The sequence below is a fragment of the Pseudoalteromonas sp. APC 3495 genome (genome assembly GCF_030407645.1).
Classification (GTDB): Bacteria; Pseudomonadota; Gammaproteobacteria; order Enterobacterales; family Alteromonadaceae; genus Pseudoalteromonas; species Pseudoalteromonas tetraodonis.
The window spans coordinates 61,963-82,203 of the sequence record NZ_JASDDA010000007.1; the positions used below are offsets into that span (position 1 = coordinate 61,963).

General features: G+C 40.3%; 16 protein-coding genes and 1 pseudogene. 4 read left to right on the forward strand and 13 right to left on the reverse strand.

The genetic code is table 11. The annotated features are described in order from the left end of the window. Positions 1-26: 26 nt before the first annotated feature. The 10 genes from QL984_RS04525 to QL984_RS04570 form a co-directional block, all read right to left on the reverse strand. A complete protein-coding gene (locus QL984_RS04525; protein ID WP_138570164.1) occupies positions 27-488 on the reverse strand; it encodes a hypothetical protein in 462 nt (153 codons plus the stop codon). 17 nt (positions 489-505) lie between these two features. Beyond that, the gene (locus tag QL984_RS04530; protein ID WP_290172027.1) at positions 506-946 is read right to left on the reverse strand and encodes a hypothetical protein; all 441 of its coding nucleotides are present in this window, start codon (positions 944-946) and stop codon (positions 506-508) included. A gap of 48 nt (positions 947-994) precedes the next feature. Further along, the gene (locus tag QL984_RS04535; RefSeq protein ID WP_178957411.1) at positions 995-1,339 is read right to left on the reverse strand and encodes a 5-carboxymethyl-2-hydroxymuconate Delta-isomerase; all 345 of its coding nucleotides are present in this window, start codon (positions 1,337-1,339) and stop codon (positions 995-997) included. 105 nt (positions 1,340-1,444) lie between these two features. After that, positions 1,445-1,900 carry a M23 family metallopeptidase gene (locus QL984_RS04540; RefSeq protein ID WP_290172029.1) on the reverse strand — a complete coding sequence of 152 codons (456 nt, stop codon included), beginning with the start codon at positions 1,898-1,900 and terminating at the stop codon, positions 1,445-1,447. Positions 1,901-2,676: 776 nt separating this feature from the next. Beyond that, the gene (locus QL984_RS04545; RefSeq protein ID WP_290171331.1) at positions 2,677-3,360 is read right to left on the reverse strand and encodes a DUF4386 family protein; all 684 of its coding nucleotides are present in this window, start codon (positions 3,358-3,360) and stop codon (positions 2,677-2,679) included. A gap of 93 nt (positions 3,361-3,453) precedes the next feature. Further along, positions 3,454-3,636: a hypothetical protein gene (locus QL984_RS04550; RefSeq protein WP_290172030.1), complete on the reverse strand. Its 183-nt coding sequence runs from the start codon at positions 3,634-3,636 to the stop codon at positions 3,454-3,456. After that, positions 3,633-4,550 carry a hypothetical protein gene (locus QL984_RS04555; RefSeq protein WP_290172031.1) on the reverse strand — a complete coding sequence of 306 codons (918 nt, stop codon included), beginning with the start codon at positions 4,548-4,550 and terminating at the stop codon, positions 3,633-3,635. The genes QL984_RS04550 and QL984_RS04555 overlap by 4 nt, the downstream gene beginning before the upstream one ends. A 333-nt stretch (positions 4,551-4,883) precedes the next feature. Then, on the reverse strand, positions 4,884-5,378 hold the full coding sequence (locus QL984_RS04560) for a GNAT family N-acetyltransferase (RefSeq protein ID WP_290172032.1): 495 nt from the start codon (positions 5,376-5,378) through the stop codon (positions 4,884-4,886). Between the two features lie 1,129 nt (positions 5,379-6,507). Beyond that, positions 6,508-7,362, reverse strand: coding sequence for a PA4780 family RIO1-like protein kinase (locus tag QL984_RS04565; RefSeq protein WP_198522764.1), 855 nt, complete (start codon positions 7,360-7,362; stop codon positions 6,508-6,510). 582 nt (positions 7,363-7,944) lie between these two features. Further along, positions 7,945-9,930 carry a ligand-gated channel protein gene (locus tag QL984_RS04570; protein ID WP_290172033.1) on the reverse strand — a complete coding sequence of 662 codons (1,986 nt, stop codon included), beginning with the start codon at positions 9,928-9,930 and terminating at the stop codon, positions 7,945-7,947. A 121-nt stretch (positions 9,931-10,051) separates the two neighbouring features. On the opposite strand from QL984_RS04570, the gene QL984_RS04575 reads away from it, so the two are divergent. Continuing rightward, the gene (locus QL984_RS04575) at positions 10,052-10,936 is read left to right on the forward strand and encodes a LysR family transcriptional regulator (RefSeq protein ID WP_290172034.1); all 885 of its coding nucleotides are present in this window, start codon (positions 10,052-10,054) and stop codon (positions 10,934-10,936) included. A gap of 33 nt (positions 10,937-10,969) precedes the next feature. On the opposite strand, the pseudogene QL984_RS04580 reads toward QL984_RS04575, so the two are convergent. Then, positions 10,970-11,056: pseudogene (locus QL984_RS04580) on the reverse strand (LysE family translocator); the annotation flags it as partial. Positions 11,057-11,195: 139 nt separating this feature from the next. Here QL984_RS04580 and uvrA point away from each other — a divergent pair. Further along, positions 11,196-13,787, forward strand: coding sequence for an excinuclease ABC subunit UvrA (uvrA, locus tag QL984_RS04585; protein ID WP_058155845.1), 2,592 nt, complete (start codon positions 11,196-11,198; stop codon positions 13,785-13,787). A 43-nt stretch (positions 13,788-13,830) separates the two neighbouring features. On the opposite strand, the gene QL984_RS04590 is transcribed toward uvrA, so the two are convergent. Together QL984_RS04590 and QL984_RS04595 are read right to left on the reverse strand one after the other, a co-directional pair. Further along, entirely contained in the window at positions 13,831-14,448 is a 618-nt protein-coding gene (locus QL984_RS04590) for a LysE family translocator (protein ID WP_290172035.1), read from the reverse strand. A gap of 242 nt (positions 14,449-14,690) precedes the next feature. After that, on the reverse strand, positions 14,691-17,141 hold the full coding sequence (locus QL984_RS04595) for a prolyl oligopeptidase family serine peptidase (protein WP_290172036.1): 2,451 nt from the start codon (positions 17,139-17,141) through the stop codon (positions 14,691-14,693). Positions 17,142-17,649: 508 nt separating this feature from the next. Here QL984_RS04595 and QL984_RS04600 point away from each other — a divergent pair. Together QL984_RS04600 and QL984_RS04605 are read left to right on the forward strand one after the other, a co-directional pair. Continuing rightward, entirely contained in the window at positions 17,650-18,873 is a 1,224-nt protein-coding gene (locus QL984_RS04600) for a glycosyltransferase (RefSeq protein WP_290172037.1), read from the forward strand. A gap of 123 nt (positions 18,874-18,996) precedes the next feature. Further along, positions 18,997-20,223, forward strand: coding sequence for a threonine/serine exporter family protein (locus tag QL984_RS04605; RefSeq protein WP_083494678.1), 1,227 nt, complete (start codon positions 18,997-18,999; stop codon positions 20,221-20,223). Positions 20,224-20,241 lie beyond the last annotated feature (18 nt).

Below are 20,241 nucleotides of genomic sequence, written 5' to 3' on the forward strand. Positions count from 1 at the left end.
GTAGTTCATTGTGATTAATTTTAAAGTTACCGGATGGATTCACGAACTCTGATCAAGCGGGTTGATATAATAATTAACACACCACAAACTATACCCAAACCAATGGACTTACTTAATCCCAGTGATCCTAAAACAGGTTTTATCATAAAATAATTAAAAATAACCATAGGTAAAAGCGCAACGAAAAACACTTTTACATTAAAGGTTACTGCAAATGGTTTTTTGCATTGTGGGCACTCTCTTATCTTGCTCCAACTTTGTAGCGCTTTAGAAAAAAATCCAATTTTTTCTTCACAATGAGGACATTTATAAAATTGTTCATTCGCCTCAAAACCATCCTCTACTTCATGACTCGTTGTTGGATTTTCAAGGCGATTATTTAACTCTTTCTTTAGTTCATTTGTTCTTTCAGGATACGCTTCTTGATCGATGGCACGTAATGACTCTTCTAGCTCTGAAATTGAATATTCTGAGTAATTTGGTTCCATACCTGTGTTCTCCTTGTTTAATAAAGCCCACTGAGAAATAGTTTCGTTAAAGTATCCTCAAGAGGCGCTAGTCGACTGTTTATTATGAAATAAAATAAATGAAAAGTCGCTATAAAGGGTGCAATAATAATATATATAAAAATAAACTCTTGTGGTTTCATCGTACTAAATTCAGCCGTTGTTAAAACAACAGGACAAAAACTACAACCTAATAACAATCCAAGTTTCACAATGATAGGATGCTTTAATACCGTTAAATTTTTCATCGTTTTTATTAATGAATGTAGTGACCATAAACCATATGCACCACCCAGCAAAAAATAGCCCAAAATAGGGTTTAATGTAAGTGAAAATACAACCCAACCAAATATACTATAAATCAAATAAAGCAATAACGTAGGTATAAAAACAAAAGCAGTATAAAGAGATATTATTTTTTGTAATTGAGAATTACTCATACGTCTTATAAACATCCAAAACTGTATTAAATAACAGATAATAGCTGGCTAAAGCATCGTGCGATTGCAATATGTCGCTTTTTCAAAATCACTAATATTCATTGCAATGTTAGAAATTTCAGGAAATAAAGCAACAAGCTTACTAACAATTGCTCGTGAGAGGTTCGCTTTTTGCTCTGTTGTTCTTCCTTGCATTATATGGGCAAACACATGAATAAAGTCTTCACGCTTATTCCCCACAGAGAAAGTATTAAATGGATTTATTCTGACTTTTATATCACCTTCGTCGAATAAACCTGTAGCGTGAGCTACAAAATGAATTTGTTCAATAATGTATTCCTCATCATGTTCCCCAAAAACACTTTCAGAACAGTCCATTATAAAATGAGGCATATACTCTCCTTGATATTAATCGCTAATGTAAATAGTTTGACCGCATCTTACTTGTGAATGAGGTTCATATTGGTATTTATCTTAAATACATTTTTTCAATACAGCTTATATAAACATTTCGTGAGGATTTAAAAAAAACATTCTTTTCCAACCCTGAGTCTGTGTTGTAGCTAACCAAGGAATTGGAATTATTGATAAGATTGAATAATGAATATGCGGTTGTTTTCCCTGGGCATTACCTGAATCCCCCAAAACACCAATAACTGAGCCAGCCTTAACAACAGTACCCGTTGTAACAGAGTAACTGTCCATATGCGCGTAATAGTGAATACGCCATTTAGGCCCTAATACTGCCACTACATTCCCGCCTTTACGTACTGTGCCCGTATAAATGACTAAGCCTTTGCTAGAAGAACGTGTGGTAGTCCCTTTTTTACCAAATATATCAATCCCTTTATGGACCACAGAGCTTCCCCATGGCTCATACCAAAAAGTATTATGGTTCCAATCATTGGGTGTTGCACCCTCAACAGGAATAACAATGTCATCTGGTATGATCATACCTATAAGGAAAACTGCTGTAAGTAGAACGAGTATAAATCTTAATTTTTTCAATGAGCTTTCCTTGGCACATATTAACCGAAGTACTACCAGTTTGGGTGTCAGCGTGGGAACTATTCATACAATGGGCTTTAGTTTATAAAGGGAAGGTTTTAATGCCCTAATTAGGCCACGTTAATAAAATGCGCTGCCCTAAGTCGTCCCTGCATTACTAAGCATATTTATTGCCTGATATTAAACCGAATTAAGCACGTTAAATCAACACTCTAATTTCGACTATAAGTTAAGTTGAAGATGAGCGCCTCAATTAATACAAGGATAGCGTTGCATTCACCAGTTGAACTCACAGCCATGAGCGGACTGTCGTAACCTTAGACTCTTGTTAAGTGCCCTATTGATCAACATATTTAAAGGTATCAGCACCATCGAAAAACCTAACATTAACAGACTTAAATAGCTCAGGAGTAGCCATTCTGGTGTTGATTGCGACCCTATTTGTACCGTCATCTCTTTTTTGTGTGTAGTGAGTCGTGCAACCACAAAAAGTGCAAGAATGATATGAGCGAACTTTGCTACCCCACAAATGAACAGTAGCCTCTGATTTTACTTTAATATCAACTTGATCGACTGTGTAATAAGCCCAAAGAGCACCCAGCCGGTAACACATTGAACAATTACAACTGGTAATAGATTCTAGTAGCATGTCTGCTGTTATAACGATATTACCGCAATGACAAGTAGCTTTGACCATGTTTCCCCCTTGAACACTTAACGCCTCAATCAGCCGACGCGTTAGCGGTCTGCTGGATTGATTTGTTAGCATTTTCCTCGGTTAGTAAACATATACCCAACCAAATAAACCAAACAATTTGTGATACGCCAAATATTTCAGTAAATAGTTTGTCAGGATAAACCGTTGCAATGCCCGCTATGCCTACAAAATATCCGAGATAGTTAAGTGACCGGGGTAATCTGCCCTCTTGTATTGCTGCTACGCTAATCAATAGAACCCAAAGTCCGCCAACTAATTCATTTCCACCACCTATACTTTCTGTTATCACTGAAACGATTATCCACATATCAAGGGCTTTTTCTGGATTTGCATCCATCAGATCGATTGCATGATCAAGCCCGATATTCGAAATCATTCCACTTGCGATCACCAGACCGACCCAAATGCCCCCGAATAGAGATCCAATAGTAATTAAGGGATTAACTTTATATTTAAGCCTCTTATACATACCAATAACGAGTATGGCCAGAAAAATGCCAAACACCACGTACATCAGAAAATAGATCATTGAAAATAGAAGTTGATTTTCTGCCATGTAAGTCATTTTTTCGACTGGACTACCATCAACCGGATATGACCAAAAAGCCCCAAAATACACAAAGGCTGCTATGTAAATAAGCCCTTGGAAAATTGCTGCGATACCAGCTAGTTTTTGTAGACCCTTCATTTGGCGAAACCCCGTTTGTTGTATTGCTAACGCCCCACTAAGAGGCAAATGACAGTTGGTTAAAATAAGCGAGGCACGAGCAAAAACCAACTGTTATTTGTCCTGCTTGAGTGGCTTGTTATGCAACTCTTCAGCTTTGCTAGTTTTTTTATTTAAAGTTTCAACATTGTCTGGTTCATTTCTAACTGAACTATGTATTTCTGACTGTATGCTTTTCCTTAACATTTCAGCTTCACGGAATAGTTTTGTGTTCTCTGACTTAGTCACTGTACTCATGCTACTCTCCAATTAGCTTCGAAATTACAAAATTTATTGAAAAACTCATGCTTCAAATATTGATATTCATATAATAACTTAAAAGTATAAATACTCTCTTCCATAAAATCTTGCATTGATTCCTCATCAGAGAAAACAGAATTATTATGAAATTCGATATTTAAGAAGCCTACAACTTCACCATTAGTTTCAAGCTTACATCCTAGATAGTGCTGTATTGTTTTATACCTTTTTGAACTCCCTTTGGAATATGATTTATTATTATGAACATAGCTTGTATTTTTACCCTCTGTAAAACATTTAACACTTTCATAACTTGCAAACTTAGGATCGTTTATATCAATCTCTTTAGATTTAACTAAATCCCTTTTGTGATCATAATGAAGTTCATAGATCAATTTCTCATCCGATTTGTCATAACGGTAAACAGATAAAAACAAGTCCTTTCTTTTGATATTAATTGAGTCAATTGACTTTCTTATGTGCTCAGCAAGAGCTTCTGTAATTACGCGCATATTGACTTCAAAAGCATGCTGTTCATTTAAGCGAGTGACATCTACAGGTTCGACACAACACTTTTTAATATGACCGAGTATTTCTTTATTCATTACAGAGATACAATCTGATATTTCTTCTGGTTCAACTGTGGAATGTTTCGCAGGAGGGAATTGTTCAAATAGCATTGATAATAACTTTAAAATAAAAGAAATTATTAATACTGTGGCTGAAATCGTTATATAAACATTAACGCCATTTTGATGTAATACGTTGTTTAATAACCAGCCTGAAATAGAGAAATCAAATGCTTTTTTTAGCATTAAATAACCAGTAGCAACTAACAAAAAACCATCAGAAAAAAGTCTAATATATTTGTTTAAACAAAATTCAGATAATTTGGAGTACAACTTTTTCAAAAATTTAATTCCTTTTTGTGATATTAACACCCAAGTTTATAGGTTGCATAACAATTTAATAGTGCGCTCATCGCGCATATTTCTGCCGATATAACGCTCATTTACCTACTTTATGTAGTTTTAACAAATTCCCTAGGGTATTACTATCACATTGCTTTCTATTATCTTAAAGCAAAGTTAAATGAACCAATATGCGCGCAGCGCTCATTTTCATGAATATATACGCAAAGAGCTGTTTAACCAATCAATTAACGACGATATTTAGCCAATCTCAATGGCTGCTTTTCGCTCTTTACCAAATTTTACTTAAGCGAAGAAGACGTTGTAATCTTGCTAGTTATTTGTGATGACAAACTCGTGGTAGCCTTCTGTTTCAGGAGGATCAACATTATCAACACGCGCAACGTTTAATTTAGCAAACAAACTATTCCAAAATTTCAACGCTGAACTATCGTTTAAATGAACTGCTACATGCCACTGATTTGTTTCAACAGGCATCAAGTTTTGAATAACAAATTTGGCAATGCCTTGTTTTCGATATTTGGGTAGAATAAAAATATCAGCCAACTCAGGTATTTCTTTGCCAACGATCTCAGTTGGTTCTACGGTAGCAAAACCTGCAATTTGGTTAGAAACGAGTACAAGATAAATAATGCAGTCTTCCTCACCACGCACTACACATTCTAAATATTCTTCATCAATATCATAGCAACCATCTGAACCAACATCTTCTAAGTCAAATATACTCTGATGATATTGGTAAAACTGCCACAGCATTTTTATTGCAGCGATATCGGTTGATTCAGCTTTTCGTATTGTAGTGTCCATTTTATACCTATTTCCTTATGTGTGGTCCGACATTAGCTTTCACTAAAGAGGTGAAGATTCGCTAATAGTTATCTTTAAAAAACATCATGTTATTAAACGATAACTACTCAAAAATAACAACAAAAAAACTTTTAAGAATAGATTGAAAAAACCGCCAACAAGCTGATAGTCAAGCGAGCAAAACTTCACGTCACACAGAAAAACTCTGACTAACAGCTTCTCGCTCTTTGTCTAACTTCGCAAAAGTGTCAACTTTAGTTATTCAGGACTCTCTCGTTTATGCTTAAAAAGTTGTCGAAAATACGACAAGGTGGGCTTTGTACGATACCATAATAACCTGGTCAAAAAGATTGGCAGGTAAACGCAAGGGAATGGGCGAAGTGCATATTTTTTTCAGGCGCTTAAATGTAGAAATACCATTGTTAATTTAATAAGATAGGCCACAAATTTGGAGCCTTAGTTTCTGTTAGCTTAAATTATTGAGTCGACCGTCACTCTTACCTCTGCGATCGAAGATGATATTTAAATTTACCAAAAACTGGCTCTCTCCAAATTTTGTTATGGTTGTTTTGTTCTCAATAATATCCATGATCTCTACCTATTACTTACATGACTCTGAGTCTGTAAAAATAAAGGCTGCTTTGTTTGTTTCTCCTTTTTTCTATTTAACAGGGCCCTATTACTTTTTGCATTTATTAACAACTCCCAATGAAATTACTTTAGGCAACAACAGTATCGAAATTGATGGGAAAGTTTATTCGTTAGGCTTAAATACTAAGTGTAGTGTTTTATTTAATAAAGCATCACAGGCTGAATTCGAAATAACCATAAATAATAAAAAGACCGTCACAACGTCTTTTTTTATAAATGTGATTTTAATGAGGAAGAATTTATCAACTATTACACTGATAATGAAAATGTGTTTGCAGACTCAATGGCATTTAATTAATGGATAGTATCAAGCTGCTTTTAGTTAAATGCACACCTGTCGGTTCCCGTTGATAGTAATGACAGAACTAACTTAGATTTTGCAGTGACGAGCTAAACTCATCCCTTATGGCTCATACCTACATGCTAAGTTTTGATCTAATAGTTAAAACTATATAAAACTCAGCACGTAAATTAAGGATTATTGCTCGTCGGCGTCGCGGATGCGTTCTTTACGTTCTTGCTCTTCATCAAAAGCGGCTTGAATTTCGTCAAGTACTGAGTCTACATCTGCCGCTTCGCTGTCATCCTCAAATTCACCACTTAGCACTGAGTGCGGGGTTAAGTTAGCATCTGCAAACAGTGCCCACATTTCTTTGGCGTATTGCGTGTGTAATAACGCCGGTGCAAATTGGCCATAATAACGGCGCATATTATTAACGTCGCGGGCAAACATGGCTTCGGCGCTATTATTAGCAGAGGCATTAACCGCTTGGGGTAAATCAATAATTACTGGGCCGTTGCTATCAACAAGTACATTAAACTCCGATAAATCACCATGAATAATCCCAGCGCACAGCATTAATTTGATGTAATGCATCATTAATGTATGTTGCTCAATGGCTTGTTGTTCGGTTAAATCAACTGCACCAAGCTGAGGTGCAACATCGCCTTCATCATCACTTACAAGTTCCATTAACAAAACACCGTCAATGCAGCCGTAAGTTTGCGGTACCCGAACACCCGCTGAAGATAAACGCGACAGCGCGTCAACCTCGGCATTTTGCCAAATTTCTTCTTCTAATTGGCGGCCGTAGCTTGAACGTTTACCCATAGCACGGGCTTGGCGGCCACCACGTACTTTTCGCCCTTCTTGGTACTGTGCTGCCTTTTTAAAACTGCGCTTACTGGCCTCTTTGTATACTTTAGCGCAGCGAATGTCATCGCCACAGGCCACCACAAATACATCGGCCTCTTTACCGCTCATTAACCGGCTGATCACTTCATCAATAAAACCATCATCAACTAATGGCTGTAAGCGTTTAGGTATTTTCAAACGACACCTACTAAAAATACAGGGTTGGCTTTTTGTTTTGCTATGTGGTTCAAACGAGGCATACCTTTGGGGATTGAAGAAAGTTATAAATTATTAGTAAACTTTAAAGTTACATTTAATGACTAAATTACGCAGCTAGAATAAGCGACTACAGCTAAAAAGCCAACCGCCTTTTTTGCTTTTTAAACATTATTGAACAAGAGCCTAGGGTCTGTTGACTTTTCAAGGTTAAATTTGCAGCAGTCTGTTTGGTATTTAGGTAAGGCAGAGCCTATGTGGTGTGGTTATTCCCCATAAATAGGTGATAACGCAGCATCAATGCCAAACAGGCGCTGCCCTTTGGGTTCTGTCTAGGGGCGATTTACTCTTTGTTGCCTACATGGATGTAGGTAAGGGGCGTGAGCAGGACGCGGAAGCTTTGCTCGGTTTTTACTTAGTCCACTAGGTTACAAACCTCGCGCCGTGATTAAACCGCCCCTAGTTTGAACAAATTTTAATCCGCAAAGGTCAACAGACCCTGGATAAAACCAAAAAACGAGCACGGTTTAGCGTACTCGTATACTTTATATTATTAAAAAGTGTTTAGAACTGCCAAACCAAAGACGCCCAATAGCGACGGCCATCTTCAACATAACCGTACTCTTGCTCTGTGATCTCTTTATCAAGCAAGTTGTAAATTCCAGCACCAAGTTTAACGCTGTCACTTAGCTGATAATTAGCACCTAAATTGGCAATGGTATAATCAGGAGCAATTAAACTGCTTTGTGAAGGCCCTGTGGTAGGCTGGCTTTCTTCTCCACGATATTGCACACGTAACCATCCGCCTAACTTATCTGTTGGACGCCAATTTAAAGATGTTTGTAAACTATGTTTTGGTAGCTGATTAAGTGGGCTCCCCTTATATTCACCGGTTTTTTGCTCTGAATCGGTGTAGGTATAACTGGCACTCACATCAATCTCAGTTGAAATATCGTAATCTACTGATAGCTCAACACCTTGGGTTATTGCTTCATCCACATTAATGTACGTAGTTGGCATGGAGCCGAACTGATTTGGGCCATCTGTGCACTGCGTTAAAGGGCATGCTATACGGGTTATTTTGTCATCAAATTCATTATAAAAAACGGTTGTCGATATGCTCAAATCGCGTCCAGAATCATAGTAAACACCCATTTCATAGTTAACTGATTGCTCAGGCTTTAAGTCAGGGTTACCATAAATATTACCGCCACGACTCACTTGTCCCCATTGGGCGGTAGATTGGCGAATATTTGGCGCACGGAAACCGGTTGATATGCCGCCTTTAATAGTGATCGCTTTAGATGCGCTATAAACACCATACAAACGTGGGCTCCAGTGACCTGCAAAATTGCCATCATGATCGTAACGTAGGCCTGCGGTGAGCTTAAAGTCATCCGTTGCTACCCATTCGTTTTCACCAAAAACAGACCATTGCTCGTTTTCTACATGGGTTAAGTCGCTAATTTTATTGCTTGTATAATCATCCAATGACTCTTTTAAATAGGTCGCACCAAACGTAGAGTTATGATTGCTATAAAGCGGTAAACTCCATGTCGTTTGAATGTCGGTATTTTCGACAAACATTTCACGTGAGTTATTATCAAACTTATCGTATTTAATGTAACTACGCGACGAGCCAAAGTCATAAAAACCATTGTGTGACATAGAGTATGTTTGTTGCTCATACTCAGTAGTTGCTGATTTAGGGCAGCCACGTCGACCACAGCTTTCTCCTGGGGCAAGTTCGGCAACTGTTTTACCAAGTGTTTCATCTAATGTTTGTTTTGCCGAGCCAAGTTCAAACATTAATTCGTGACTATCATTAGGTGTTAATGTGAACTTAGCTTTTACATTACTTTGTTCTTTGCCTCGAAATCCAGCTGTAAAATCATCTTCATTTCGCTTTGAAAATTGACCGTATAACTGCACGCCCAATAGATCTGGAATAATGCCTCCAGAAGTGAAAAAGTTGGCTTGGTTTATATCACCTGACTGACTTTGCTCTTGAATGGTGCTGTCTAAACGCAGTTCTCCATACCACTGCTCTGGCGCTTTACGGGTAATAATGTTGATCACACCACCAATTGCATCAGAGCCATACAATGAAGACATCGGCCCTCGTATTACTTCAATACGCTCAATCGCAGAAATTGGCGGCGTCCAAGCACCTTCTACGCCCGGGCCATCACTATTTGGCCGTGTTTCTCTTGAACTTTGGCGTTGTCCATCGATAAGAATGAGCGTGTATTGGCTTGCCATACCACGCAAGCTAATATCTTTTCTGTCACCTCCGCCGGTCACTATTACACCCGGAATATCAGCCATTGCGTCGGTTAAGTCACGATAAAAGCGTTTTTCTAGCTGCGCTCTGTCGATAACGCTAATACTTGCAGGTGCCTCTTTGAGCATTTGTTCGTAACCAGAAGCAGTGACAACCATTACTTCCATATCTTGTTTTTTTTCATCAGCAAAAGCAGGGTTAGCAATTGCAAAAGTACTTAAAATAAATGCAGTTACCGGCCTTAACTTACAACTTACCGTGTTCATGATATTTCTCCGTGACATTTAGCATGTAAATGATAATAATTAGCGTTTGCGATAATAGTGAGAAGTTCCCTTTCTCACAACGCTATTTTTATTAAAGCTAATTTAAGTAAGGCTTAACGGTATGAGTGATAAGTTAACTAAAACCCTGAATATATTTGTTCGCACTGTGCAAACGGGAAGTATGAGTAAAGCTGCCGCAGACCTTTTAATGACAACCTCTGCAATTAGCCAGCAAATAAAACAAATAGAGCAAGATGTAGGTTTGAGTTTATTTAATCGCAGCCCTCGAGAATTAACGCTTACCGAGGCGGGTGAACTTTATTATCAAAGTTGTTTACAAATGCTTGCCGTTGCAACAGCTACATCAGAACAATTACAGCATTTACAAAATTGCCCGAGTGGGCAATTAAAACTAGCAGCCCCTGTTGGTTTTGGAGGTGGGTTACTAAGTGAGCCTGTAAAGCATTTAATTAGCCAATTTAATGATATAGATGTGCACTTAACGCTTTCTGACGAGCCCATTGATATGATCAGAACAGGTATAGATTTAGTGCTGGCGATTGGCCCTCTCGAAGACTCAAACTTAATTGCACGCCAGCTCGCTAGTTGGCCATTAATACTGTGTGTTCATAAAAATCATGCACTAGCACAGCAGCCAAAAATCACACTGGATGACCTAAAAGCGCATAACCGCATTGCGCATATAGCTGTTGATCCGACGCTTACGCACCTTACTCGCGGCGTAAGTACAACACTACCAAAAGCGCGTATTACCATTAATAATATGCAAACTGTGATTCAATTTGTTCTCGACGAGTTAGGCTATGCTATTTTGCCTGAGCCTGAAGTACGCAATTTCTTAGCTACAGGAGAACTTTTAGAAATATGCACTGATTGGCAACTTCCCCATTACGATGTATTTGCTCTAACGCCTGCACGCGACACGTTAGCAGCAAAAACAAAAGCTGCAATTAAAGCACTTAACGCATCATTTTCAGCTATTTAAATAACCTAAGTTCAGGTTAAGGCTTGTTTATAGTTAACTAATTGCAAGCCAAACTCCTACTAGCACCATTAAACTCCCCGCAATTCGGTTCAGTCATTTAATATTGTTGCCTTTGGTTAGAATTTATACTTGCAGTTTTTCTGTTATGTAAACGCAAAACAAGCATATAGCTAAGCGCTCATTCAGTAAGACTGCATTATTATTAATACTTTACAGAACATTAATAAACACAGGATTATTACACAGGAGTATACATTACATGGCAACCACACCTAAAAAGTCACATGAGGTTAATAAGATACAATCGGCTTTATTAAACCCAGAGCACAGCATTCAAGTAAGAGGCGCACGTGTTCATAACTTAAAAGATGTGGATGTAAACCTGCCCCGTAATTCACTTGTGGTGTTTACCGGTATATCGGGCTCGGGTAAATCATCGCTTGCCTTTGGAACATTATTTGCCGAATCGCAACATCGTTATCTTGACTCGGTTTCACCTTATGCACGCAGATTAATTGATCAGGTAGACGAGCCTGATGTAGATTCGATCGAAGGCCTGCCACCAGCGGTCGCACTGCAGCAGCAGCGTGGTGCACCCTCGGTACGTTCATCGGTGGGTAGTGTAACCACTATATCTAACGCGCTGCGAATGCTCTACTCACGCGCAGGCGAATACCCCAAAGGGCAAGGCATACTTTACGCCGATGCGTTTTCGCCCAATACGCCACAAGGCGCCTGCCCAGAGTGCCATGGTATTGGCCGCGTTTTTAACGTCACCGAAAAGCTACTAGTGCCCGATCCCACTAAATCAATTAAAGAGCGCGCCATTGCAGCATGGCCGCCTGCTTGGCAAGGTAAAAACCTAAGCCGTATTCTTACCTCTTTAGGCTACGATATTAATAAACCGTGGAATACCCTGCCTAAAAAAGCCCGTGATTGGATTTTATTTACAGACGAAACACCTACAGTGCCCGTGTTTCCTGAGTACACACTTGAGCAAACACAAGCGGCAATTAAAAATGAAGAAAGCCCTAGCTACATGGGTACATTTACAAGTGCTAAACGTTTTGTTTTACAGTCGTTTGCGAGCACTCAAAGCCCACGTACTAAAAAGCGCGTATCGCAGTATATGCAAATATCACAGTGCCCGCAGTGCGAAGGAAAAAAACTCAAAAAAGAGTCGTTATCGGTTAAAGTAGCTGGTCTTGATATAGGCGAAATTTCGCAGCTAACACTCAATGAGCTGGCAGATAAGCTAAGGTTTGCTGCTAATAATCCCGCTAAAAGTAACGCTGCAAACCCCGAAAAAGCCATAGTTGCAAAGCGTATAGCGGGCGACATTCTTAAACGCGTTGAAGCACTTACCAAACTTGGTTTAGGGTATTTATCGCTTGAACGCACCACCCCATCGTTATCGCCAGGTGAATTACAACGCTTAAGGCTTGCAACACAAATTCGCTCAAAATTATTTGGTGTAGTGTATGTGCTAGACGAACCCTCTGCAGGCTTACACCCTGCCGATACACAAGCCTTGTTAGCGGCATTAGATGAGCTAATAGCCGCTGGTAACTCAGTGTTTGTGGTTGAGCACGACGTAAGTGTTATTCGCCATGCTGATTGGGTGGTCGATGTAGGGCCAAATGCGGGCTCCCATGGCGGTAATATTGTTTATAGCGGCCCAGTTGAAGGCTTAAAGCAAATTAGCAGCTCACACACGAGCCAGTATTTATTTAAAAATATCGAAGCGCAACAAACTCACATACAACGTAAACAACGCCCAGCAAAAGCATGGCTAACGCTTAAAAATGTTGAGCGTAATAACTTACAAAAACTTAATGTAGAATTTCCGCTTGGGGTTATTACAAGTGTTACAGGGGTATCAGGCTCAGGTAAATCAAGCTTAGTAAGCCAAGCACTTGTTGAATTGGTTTACGATGCACTAGGGCAAAAATCGCAGCCACAAGTACCTACCGATGAAGCCGAGCTACTCGAGCAAGAGATTGATATAACAACCGGCGGGCAAATAACTCACGGCAGTGAACACATAAAGCGCCTGGTAACGGTTGATCAAAAAGCCATTGGCCGCACACCTCGTTCAAACCTTGCAACTTACACGGGCTTATTCGATCACGTACGTAAACTGTTTGCCAATACCAAAGAGGCAAAAGCGCGTAAGTACGATGCCGGTCGTTTTTCGTTTAATGTTAAAAAAGGTCGCTGTGAAAATTGCGAAGGCGTAGGCTTTGTAAGCGTGGAGCTGTTATTTTTGCCTAGCGTGTATTCGCCCTGCCCTGTGTGTAACGCCAAGCGCTACAACCAAAAAACACTCGAAATTACCTATAAAGATAAAACCATTGCCGATGTACTTAATTTAACTGTTGAGTCTGCGCATACCTTTTTTGCCGATGAACCCGCCATTTTACGTGCGCTAAATGCGCTGCTACAAGTGGGCCTTGGCTATTTACGTTTAGGCCAACCTGCTACTGAGCTTTCGGGCGGTGAAGCCCAGCGCATTAAACTTGCCACCGAGTTACAGCGTACACAGCGTGGCGATACGCTTTATATTTTAGATGAGCCAACCACTGGCCTGCACCCTAAAGATGTAGCAATGCTAATGGCGCAGTTAAATGGCTTAGTTGATGCGGGCAACACCGTCATTATGGTTGAGCACGATATGCAAGTAGCCAGTAACAGTGATTGGGTTATTGATATTGGCCCAGGAGCCGGCGACGAAGGCGGGGTAATAGTTGCACAAGGTAAACCTGAAGAGGTTGCGCAATCTACTAAAAGCCGTACTGCGCCGTTTTTGAATAGCGCTGTAAAGTCACGCATACTCAGATTAAAAGGTTAGCAGTTTTGTATGCTCAAAATAAAAAAGAGCCTCGGGCTCTTTTTTAATCCAAAGCTAACCAAACTCCTACTAGCACCATTAAACTCCCCGCAATTCGGTTCATCCACTTGATGTTATTGCCTTTAGTTAAAAATAACCGCAGGCTTTTACCACCTGTTGCGTAAATCATCATACAGATAAACTCTGAGAGCAAAATAATGGCCACCAGCACCGCTAATTGCGGCGCAACACTGTATTGCACGTTAATAAAAGGAGGTAATAAGGAAATCATAAACGCCCATCCCTTTGGATTGGCAATGGCGGTTACAAACCCCTGTGAAAATAATGAATATCGGCTCACGGCTGTTGTGTTATGCGTATCAACCGACATTTTTCCTTTTGCACGCCACATATTAATGCCAATGTAGACTAAATAAGCGCCACCTAGCCATTTTAAAATATCAAATGCACTGGGGTAATTAAGCATAACACTGGCTACACCAAGCACCGCGGCTACCGCAACTGTTGCTACACCGAGTAGTTCACCTATCATCATCCATAAAGTTCGTCGCACGCCAATACTCATGCCTAAGGTCATGGCCAGTGTCATACACATACCGGGTGTAATTGATACAAAAAAGAAGGTAGGAATAAATACCGCAAGTGCAGCTACATCAATCATTTAAAGCTCGCAATAGATTAAAAAATAGTGTTAATTATGAATGAAAGGGTAAAGGAAAAAAGCCAAAGGTGAAAGATAAAACAACTATCAGTAAGGTAGAAATAACGGCTTCGAGGATAGGGTTAAGAGCACCGAGCTTAGCCTGAGGTTCTAAGCCCGATACTCGAAGCTCGAAGCCTATAACTCGGCGCAAAGTGCCGTGAGATTGAGAGGGGATATTCTTAATCTCACGGCATAATACACTATTGAATGGGTTGTTCGTCCATATCAACTGGTTCAACATTATCCTTTAACAAGTACTTATCAAGCCATTGCTCTTGCTCCCACAGTACATGTAATAAGCTTTTACGGGCACGGTAGCCATGAGCTTCGTAAGGAAGCATCACTAAACGCGCTTCTTTACCCAAGCCTTTAAGTGCAGCATACATACGCTCACTTTGCATTGGGAAAGTGCCCGAATTAGGGTCCTCTTGACCGTGGATCATTAACATAGGTTCGTTAATTTTTTCAGCATGGAAAAACGGCGACATGTTTGCGTACACACTTTGTGCTTGCCAAAAATCACGTTCTTCACCCTGAAAACCAAACGGCGTTAATGTGCGGTTATACGCACCACTGCGGGCAATACCTGCCTTAAATAAATCGCTATGTGCTAATAAATTAGCCACCATAAACGCACCATACGAATGCCCTGCAATAGCAATGTTATCTTTATCGGCAATGCCCTTTTCAACCAGTACATCAACCGCTGCTTTAGCGCTAGAAACCAGCTGTTTTCTAAAGTGATCATTTGGCTCACTGCCATCAACGCCTACAATCGGCATTTTAGGATCGTCAAACACCGCAATCCCTTTCGCAAGATAAGGCATAGGGCCCCAGTAACCTATGTAGGTAAATTCGTATTCTGATTCACGCACTTGTGATGCAACTGCTTTATCTTTATATTCAAGTGGATATGCCCACATCAATACTGGTAATGGCCCTTGTGTTTTGTCATACCCTGGTGGTAAATAAAGCGTACCTGAAAGCTCAACACCGTCATCACGGGTATAACGTAGTTGCTCTTTGGTTACGCCTTTAAATGCAGGGTAAGGATGCTCAAACTGAGTAAGCTGTGTTAGCGAGCCTTTATCTAAATCGCGAATAAAAAAGTTTGGCTGCTGCGATTTAGACTCACGAATAGTAATGAATTTTGTGCCTTCATCATCTAACAATGCACGCACACGCTCGTAATAAGGCGCTGCTGATTGCCATAAACGTTTGGTGCTATTCGTTTTAACATCGTACTGATCTAAAAAAGGAATGTTTCCTTGCTCAGATGCGCCATCGCCACGTAAGTAGATGTAACGTCCGCCAACAACTTTTATTACGCTAACACCTAAATCGTTACGCTCGTAAATTGCACTCCCTGGATCTTTATAGGCATCGTTATAACTGCGCTCTGAAAATAACACGCGGTTACTATCGGCATTACGTGGTTGAATTACATAAGTGCGCACTTGTCGGTCACTAAAACGCCAATCACTTAGCATGGCAATGTTGTCATCGCCCCATTGTATACCCGCAAAACGACGCTCTACTTTGGCAAATAATTTAGGGTCGCGTTTAAATGGCGCTCGTAAACTGTAAAGGTAGTCATGATATTCAACCTCAGTTTTCATATCACCGCCATCTTGTGCCTCGGCCCATATGACTTCAGCACCTTGATCTGCTCGCCATTCAAAATCACGACGACCGGTGCGTACACTGTCGTAGCCTTGTGGAATGTTGTCGGCAAGGGGTTGCTTTGCCAGCTCTACTAATGCATAGCCACGCATTCCCCATATTTGCCATGTAGTTGCAAAACGACTGTAAGGGACTTGATACGAAAATGGCTCGTCGATGGTCGCGACTAAAATATTGGTTGAGTCAGGCGAAATTGAAAACGATTTAAATAAACCGGCACGGCCAATCGGCTGTGCTTTACCATCAAGCGTGATATACGCTAATTGACCTTGACCATAAAATTTAAATTGTGCTTCATCAAACGGGCTGGTCAATAAGTTTTGATAAGTCCTTGCTGGGGCTTTTTCGCCAGTACTTTGTTGAATAACCGGCACTGTGCTTTGAGTATCATTAGTTAATCTTGGTTTGTCTAAGTTTACCGCTAAATTAGCCACAATCGCCGTGCTATCGGGTAACCACTGATAAGGTGTAGCGGTTAATACTGAATTAAGTGCAAGCTCACTTAACTGCTTAGCTTGTTTGGTTTTAACGTTATAAATCCAAAGCCGTGCGTTATCCGGTTGTTCAACAATAAACGCTAAATGTTCGCTATTTGCTGACCAACGCGGCGAGCGAATAATCCCCTGAGGCAAATTATTAACGTTTATTACTGTTCCACTTTGAACATGCTTAAGCTCTAACGCGCTGTACTTTGCACTTACCCGTGAGCGTGAAAAGTTAGCAGGATTAAGCTTAATTCCCGCAAGCTTAAATTCTTCTTTGGCCAGCTCATCAAGCGACACAACACGCTTGCGTTCAAACAGAGCAAGCCATTGACCATCATTTGATAAAGAGCTAGTTGGTGCTAACTTAGCATCGACTAATGCCGCAAGCGCCGGTGAAGGGGTTTGATATCCTTGCTCTGCATAACTTGCAGGCAATAAAACAATGCAGCCTACCAAGGCAATAAATAGCCTAAAAGCATTCATGTTTTCATCCTTTTTTATTGTTAAATATTACCCGCTATATAAACACGTTTTACCTTGTTCATAAAGTGTTAAGCAAGGATAAAATCAGCTAAATGATGCTTAAGTAAGGCGAATAAGTTAAACTACGCGACTATTTACTTATCGTTACTGTGTTGTCGTTATGTGCTTTGGCTTAATAAAACGCAGCGTATTTACACTGCTGAAAAAGCACGCAAATAAACTAGGGTCTATTGACCTTTGCGGATTATAATTTGTTCAAACTAGGGGCGGTTTAATCGCGGCGCGAGGTTTGTAACCTAGTGGGTTAAGTAAAAATCGAGCAACAAAGAGTAAATCGCCCCTAGGCAGAACCCTTCGGGCAGCGCCTGTTTGGTATTGATGCTGCGTTATCGCCTATTTGTGGGGAACAACCACACCACATAGGCTCTGCCTTGCCTAAATACCAAACAGACTGCTGCAAATTTAACCTTGAAAGGTCAACAGACCCTAATAATAAGAGATCTAGCCAATGAAAAAAGTGCTGGTAATTGGCTATGTATGGCCAGAGCCCAATTCGTCTGCTGCGGGTACGCACATGATGTCGTTACTTAATGCGTTTAAATCGCAAAACTGGGATGTTGAATTTACTACGCCTGCACAACCAACCGAGCACATGGTAAATCTGAACGATTACGGCATAACCAGTCAAAGCATCGCACTTAACTGCGATAGTTTTGATGATTACGTTAAAGCCTACAACCCAGATATTGTTATGTTCGACCGTTTTATGATGGAAGAACAATTTGGCTGGCGCGTAGATAAGCATTGCCCAAATGCACTTAAAATTTTAGACACCGAAGATTTACAATGCCTGCGCAATGCCCGCCATGAAGCCCATAAAGGCGAGCGTGAATTCAACCATAGCGATTTACTATCAGACATAGCTAAACGTGAAATAGCCGCTATTTTACGCTGTGACTTAAGCTTAATTATCTCAAGCTATGAGATGGAACTACTCAATGAAGTGTTTAAAGTTGAGCCTAGTGTGTTACATCATTTACCATTTATGGTTGATTTAAGCGCCTTACCTGAGCAAACTAAATCGTATGAGCAGCGCCAACACTTTATGACTATTGGTAATTTTAGGCATGCCCCAAACTGGGATGCGGTACTGTATTTACAAAAAATTTGGCCGCTTATCCGCAAACAACTACCACAGGCAGAGCTGCACATTTATGGCTCATACCCACCACCTAAAGCCACCGCACTCAATAACCCTAAAACCGGTTTTTTAATTAAAGGCTGGGCAGATGATGCTTATGAAGTAATGCAAAGCGCGCGCATTTGTTTAGCCCCGCTTCGTTTTGGTGCTGGCATAAAAGGCAAACTTTTAGAGGCCATGATCATGCAAACCCCAAGCGTCACCACGCCAATAGGTAGCGAAGGTATGCATAGCCATTTACCATGGCCTGGGGCTATCACTCAAAATGCAGAAGAATTTGCAAACGCTGCTGTCTCAATTTATACCAATCAGGCTGAGTTTATAGCTGCACAAAAAGCTGGTAATGAGTTACTTCATACACTTTATGATAAAGCGCAGTTGAGCCACAATTTAATCGAAAAAATTCAATTAGTAAGCCAAAATTTATTGGCGCATAGAATGAAAAATTTCACCGGTCAAATGCTAAAACATCACACCATGCGCAGCACACAATACATGTCGCAATGGATAGCAGAAAAAAATAAAAAATAACGGTGAGAAATGACTAGACAGACGGCGATTTGTGTTTAAAATCGCCGCAAATAAACTTGGGCAATTTTAGCATTATTGCCTATATTTTTAGCTTAGTTATTTAATAGTTGGTTCAAAACAAATTTGAAAACCGCAACGTTTACAGAAAAACGCAAATTTATCGTTAAATTGGGCAAAATGCTTCATAAGTACGGTACACCGGCATATCGCCTAGAAGCCCATTTAATGGAAGTGGCGACTTACCTCGGTCTTAAATCATCGTTTGTCATGTCGCCAACATCGGTTACCTTTGTTATTTGGACTGATGGCCACGAAGATGAATACACCCATGTTGCTCGCGTAGACCCTGGCGATCATGACTTAGGCTCACTTGCAGATACCGATGATCTCGTTAATAAAATGCTTAATGGTGAATTAACGTTGCAAGAAGTTGATCAGCAACTTGATATCATTTTTGATGCCCCAAACCCTTACAATAGAGTGATTACAGGTATTGCCTTTGCTACCTCTGGCGGCGCATTTGCAATGCTTATGGGCACCAGTTGGAATGACGTGCTGTGGTCTGGTTTATTAACCTTTGTTGTTTATTTATTTGTGCTGTGGTCGGCACGTTCCAAGCGCGTTGCCCACATGTTAGAACCCTTAGTGGCCATTGTTTCAGCGGTACTGGCGTGTGCCATTAGCGTTCATTTAGATGCGCATATTAATATTCGTTTAATTGTTCTGTCGGCCATTATTGTGTTTATTCCAGGCCTAGCACTGGCACTTGGTTTAGCTGAACTCGCAGCGCGGCATTTAGTATCTGGCACAGCACGCGTTATGGACTCGTTTATGTTGCTGTTTAAACTTTATTTTGGTGCATTTATTGGTATTGCTATTGGCTTTGCTATTTTTGGCCAAGCTGATTTTGTACAGCCAGAGCCACTGCCTAAATGGACAGCTTGGTTAGCTATATTTTTACTATGTAGCAGCTTAATTGTGATATTTAGAACTAAGTTTAAACATGCTGCTTGGTCTATTGCTTCAGGATTTATAGCCTACGGCACCAGTATTGGCTCCGCCATGTATTTAGATTACACGCTAGGTACGTTTGTTGGCGCATTTTCTGTCGGTGTATTTAGTAACTTATTTAATCGAGTTGCTAATGCCCCTGCTTCCATTGTAGCTATGCAAGGCTTAATTGTGTTAGTGCCGGGGAGCAAAACGTACATAGGTTTAAACTCACTCATTGAAGGCCAAGACTTTGTTTACGCTGAGCATATTGGACAGCAAACGTTTTTAATATTTATGTCGCTCGTGGCAGGACTTATTTTTGCAAACGTGGCGCTCCCTCCTAAAAAGAGTCTATAAATGTATGCGCGGTATTGC

Excerpts from the sequence above, each read along its gene's own strand:
- QL984_RS04525 (WP_138570164.1), bottom strand. The coding sequence starts at position 488 with ATGGAACCAAATTACTCAGAATATTCAATTTCAGAGCTAGAAGAGTCA.
- QL984_RS04530 (WP_290172027.1), bottom strand. The coding sequence starts at position 946 with ATGAGTAATTCTCAATTACAAAAAATAATATCTCTTTATACTGCTTTT.
- QL984_RS04535 (WP_178957411.1), bottom strand. The coding sequence starts at position 1,339 with ATGCCTCATTTTATAATGGACTGTTCTGAAAGTGTTTTTGGGGAACAT.
- QL984_RS04540 (WP_290172029.1), bottom strand. The coding sequence starts at position 1,900 with ATGATCATACCAGATGACATTGTTATTCCTGTTGAGGGTGCAACACCC.
- QL984_RS04545 (WP_290171331.1), bottom strand. The coding sequence starts at position 3,360 with ATGAAGGGTCTACAAAAACTAGCTGGTATCGCAGCAATTTTCCAAGGG.
- QL984_RS04550 (WP_290172030.1), bottom strand. The coding sequence starts at position 3,636 with ATGAGTACAGTGACTAAGTCAGAGAACACAAAACTATTCCGTGAAGCT.
- QL984_RS04560 (WP_290172032.1), bottom strand. The coding sequence starts at position 5,378 with ATGGACACTACAATACGAAAAGCTGAATCAACCGATATCGCTGCAATA.
- QL984_RS04570 (WP_290172033.1), bottom strand. The coding sequence starts at position 9,930 with ATGAACACGGTAAGTTGTAAGTTAAGGCCGGTAACTGCATTTATTTTA.
- QL984_RS04575 (WP_290172034.1), top strand. The coding sequence starts at position 10,052 with ATGAGTGATAAGTTAACTAAAACCCTGAATATATTTGTTCGCACTGTG.
- uvrA (WP_058155845.1), top strand. The coding sequence starts at position 11,196 with ATGGCAACCACACCTAAAAAGTCACATGAGGTTAATAAGATACAATCG.
- QL984_RS04590 (WP_290172035.1), bottom strand. The coding sequence starts at position 14,448 with ATGATTGATGTAGCTGCACTTGCGGTATTTATTCCTACCTTCTTTTTT.
- QL984_RS04595 (WP_290172036.1), bottom strand. The coding sequence starts at position 17,141 with ATGAATGCTTTTAGGCTATTTATTGCCTTGGTAGGCTGCATTGTTTTA.
- QL984_RS04600 (WP_290172037.1), top strand. The coding sequence starts at position 17,650 with ATGAAAAAAGTGCTGGTAATTGGCTATGTATGGCCAGAGCCCAATTCG.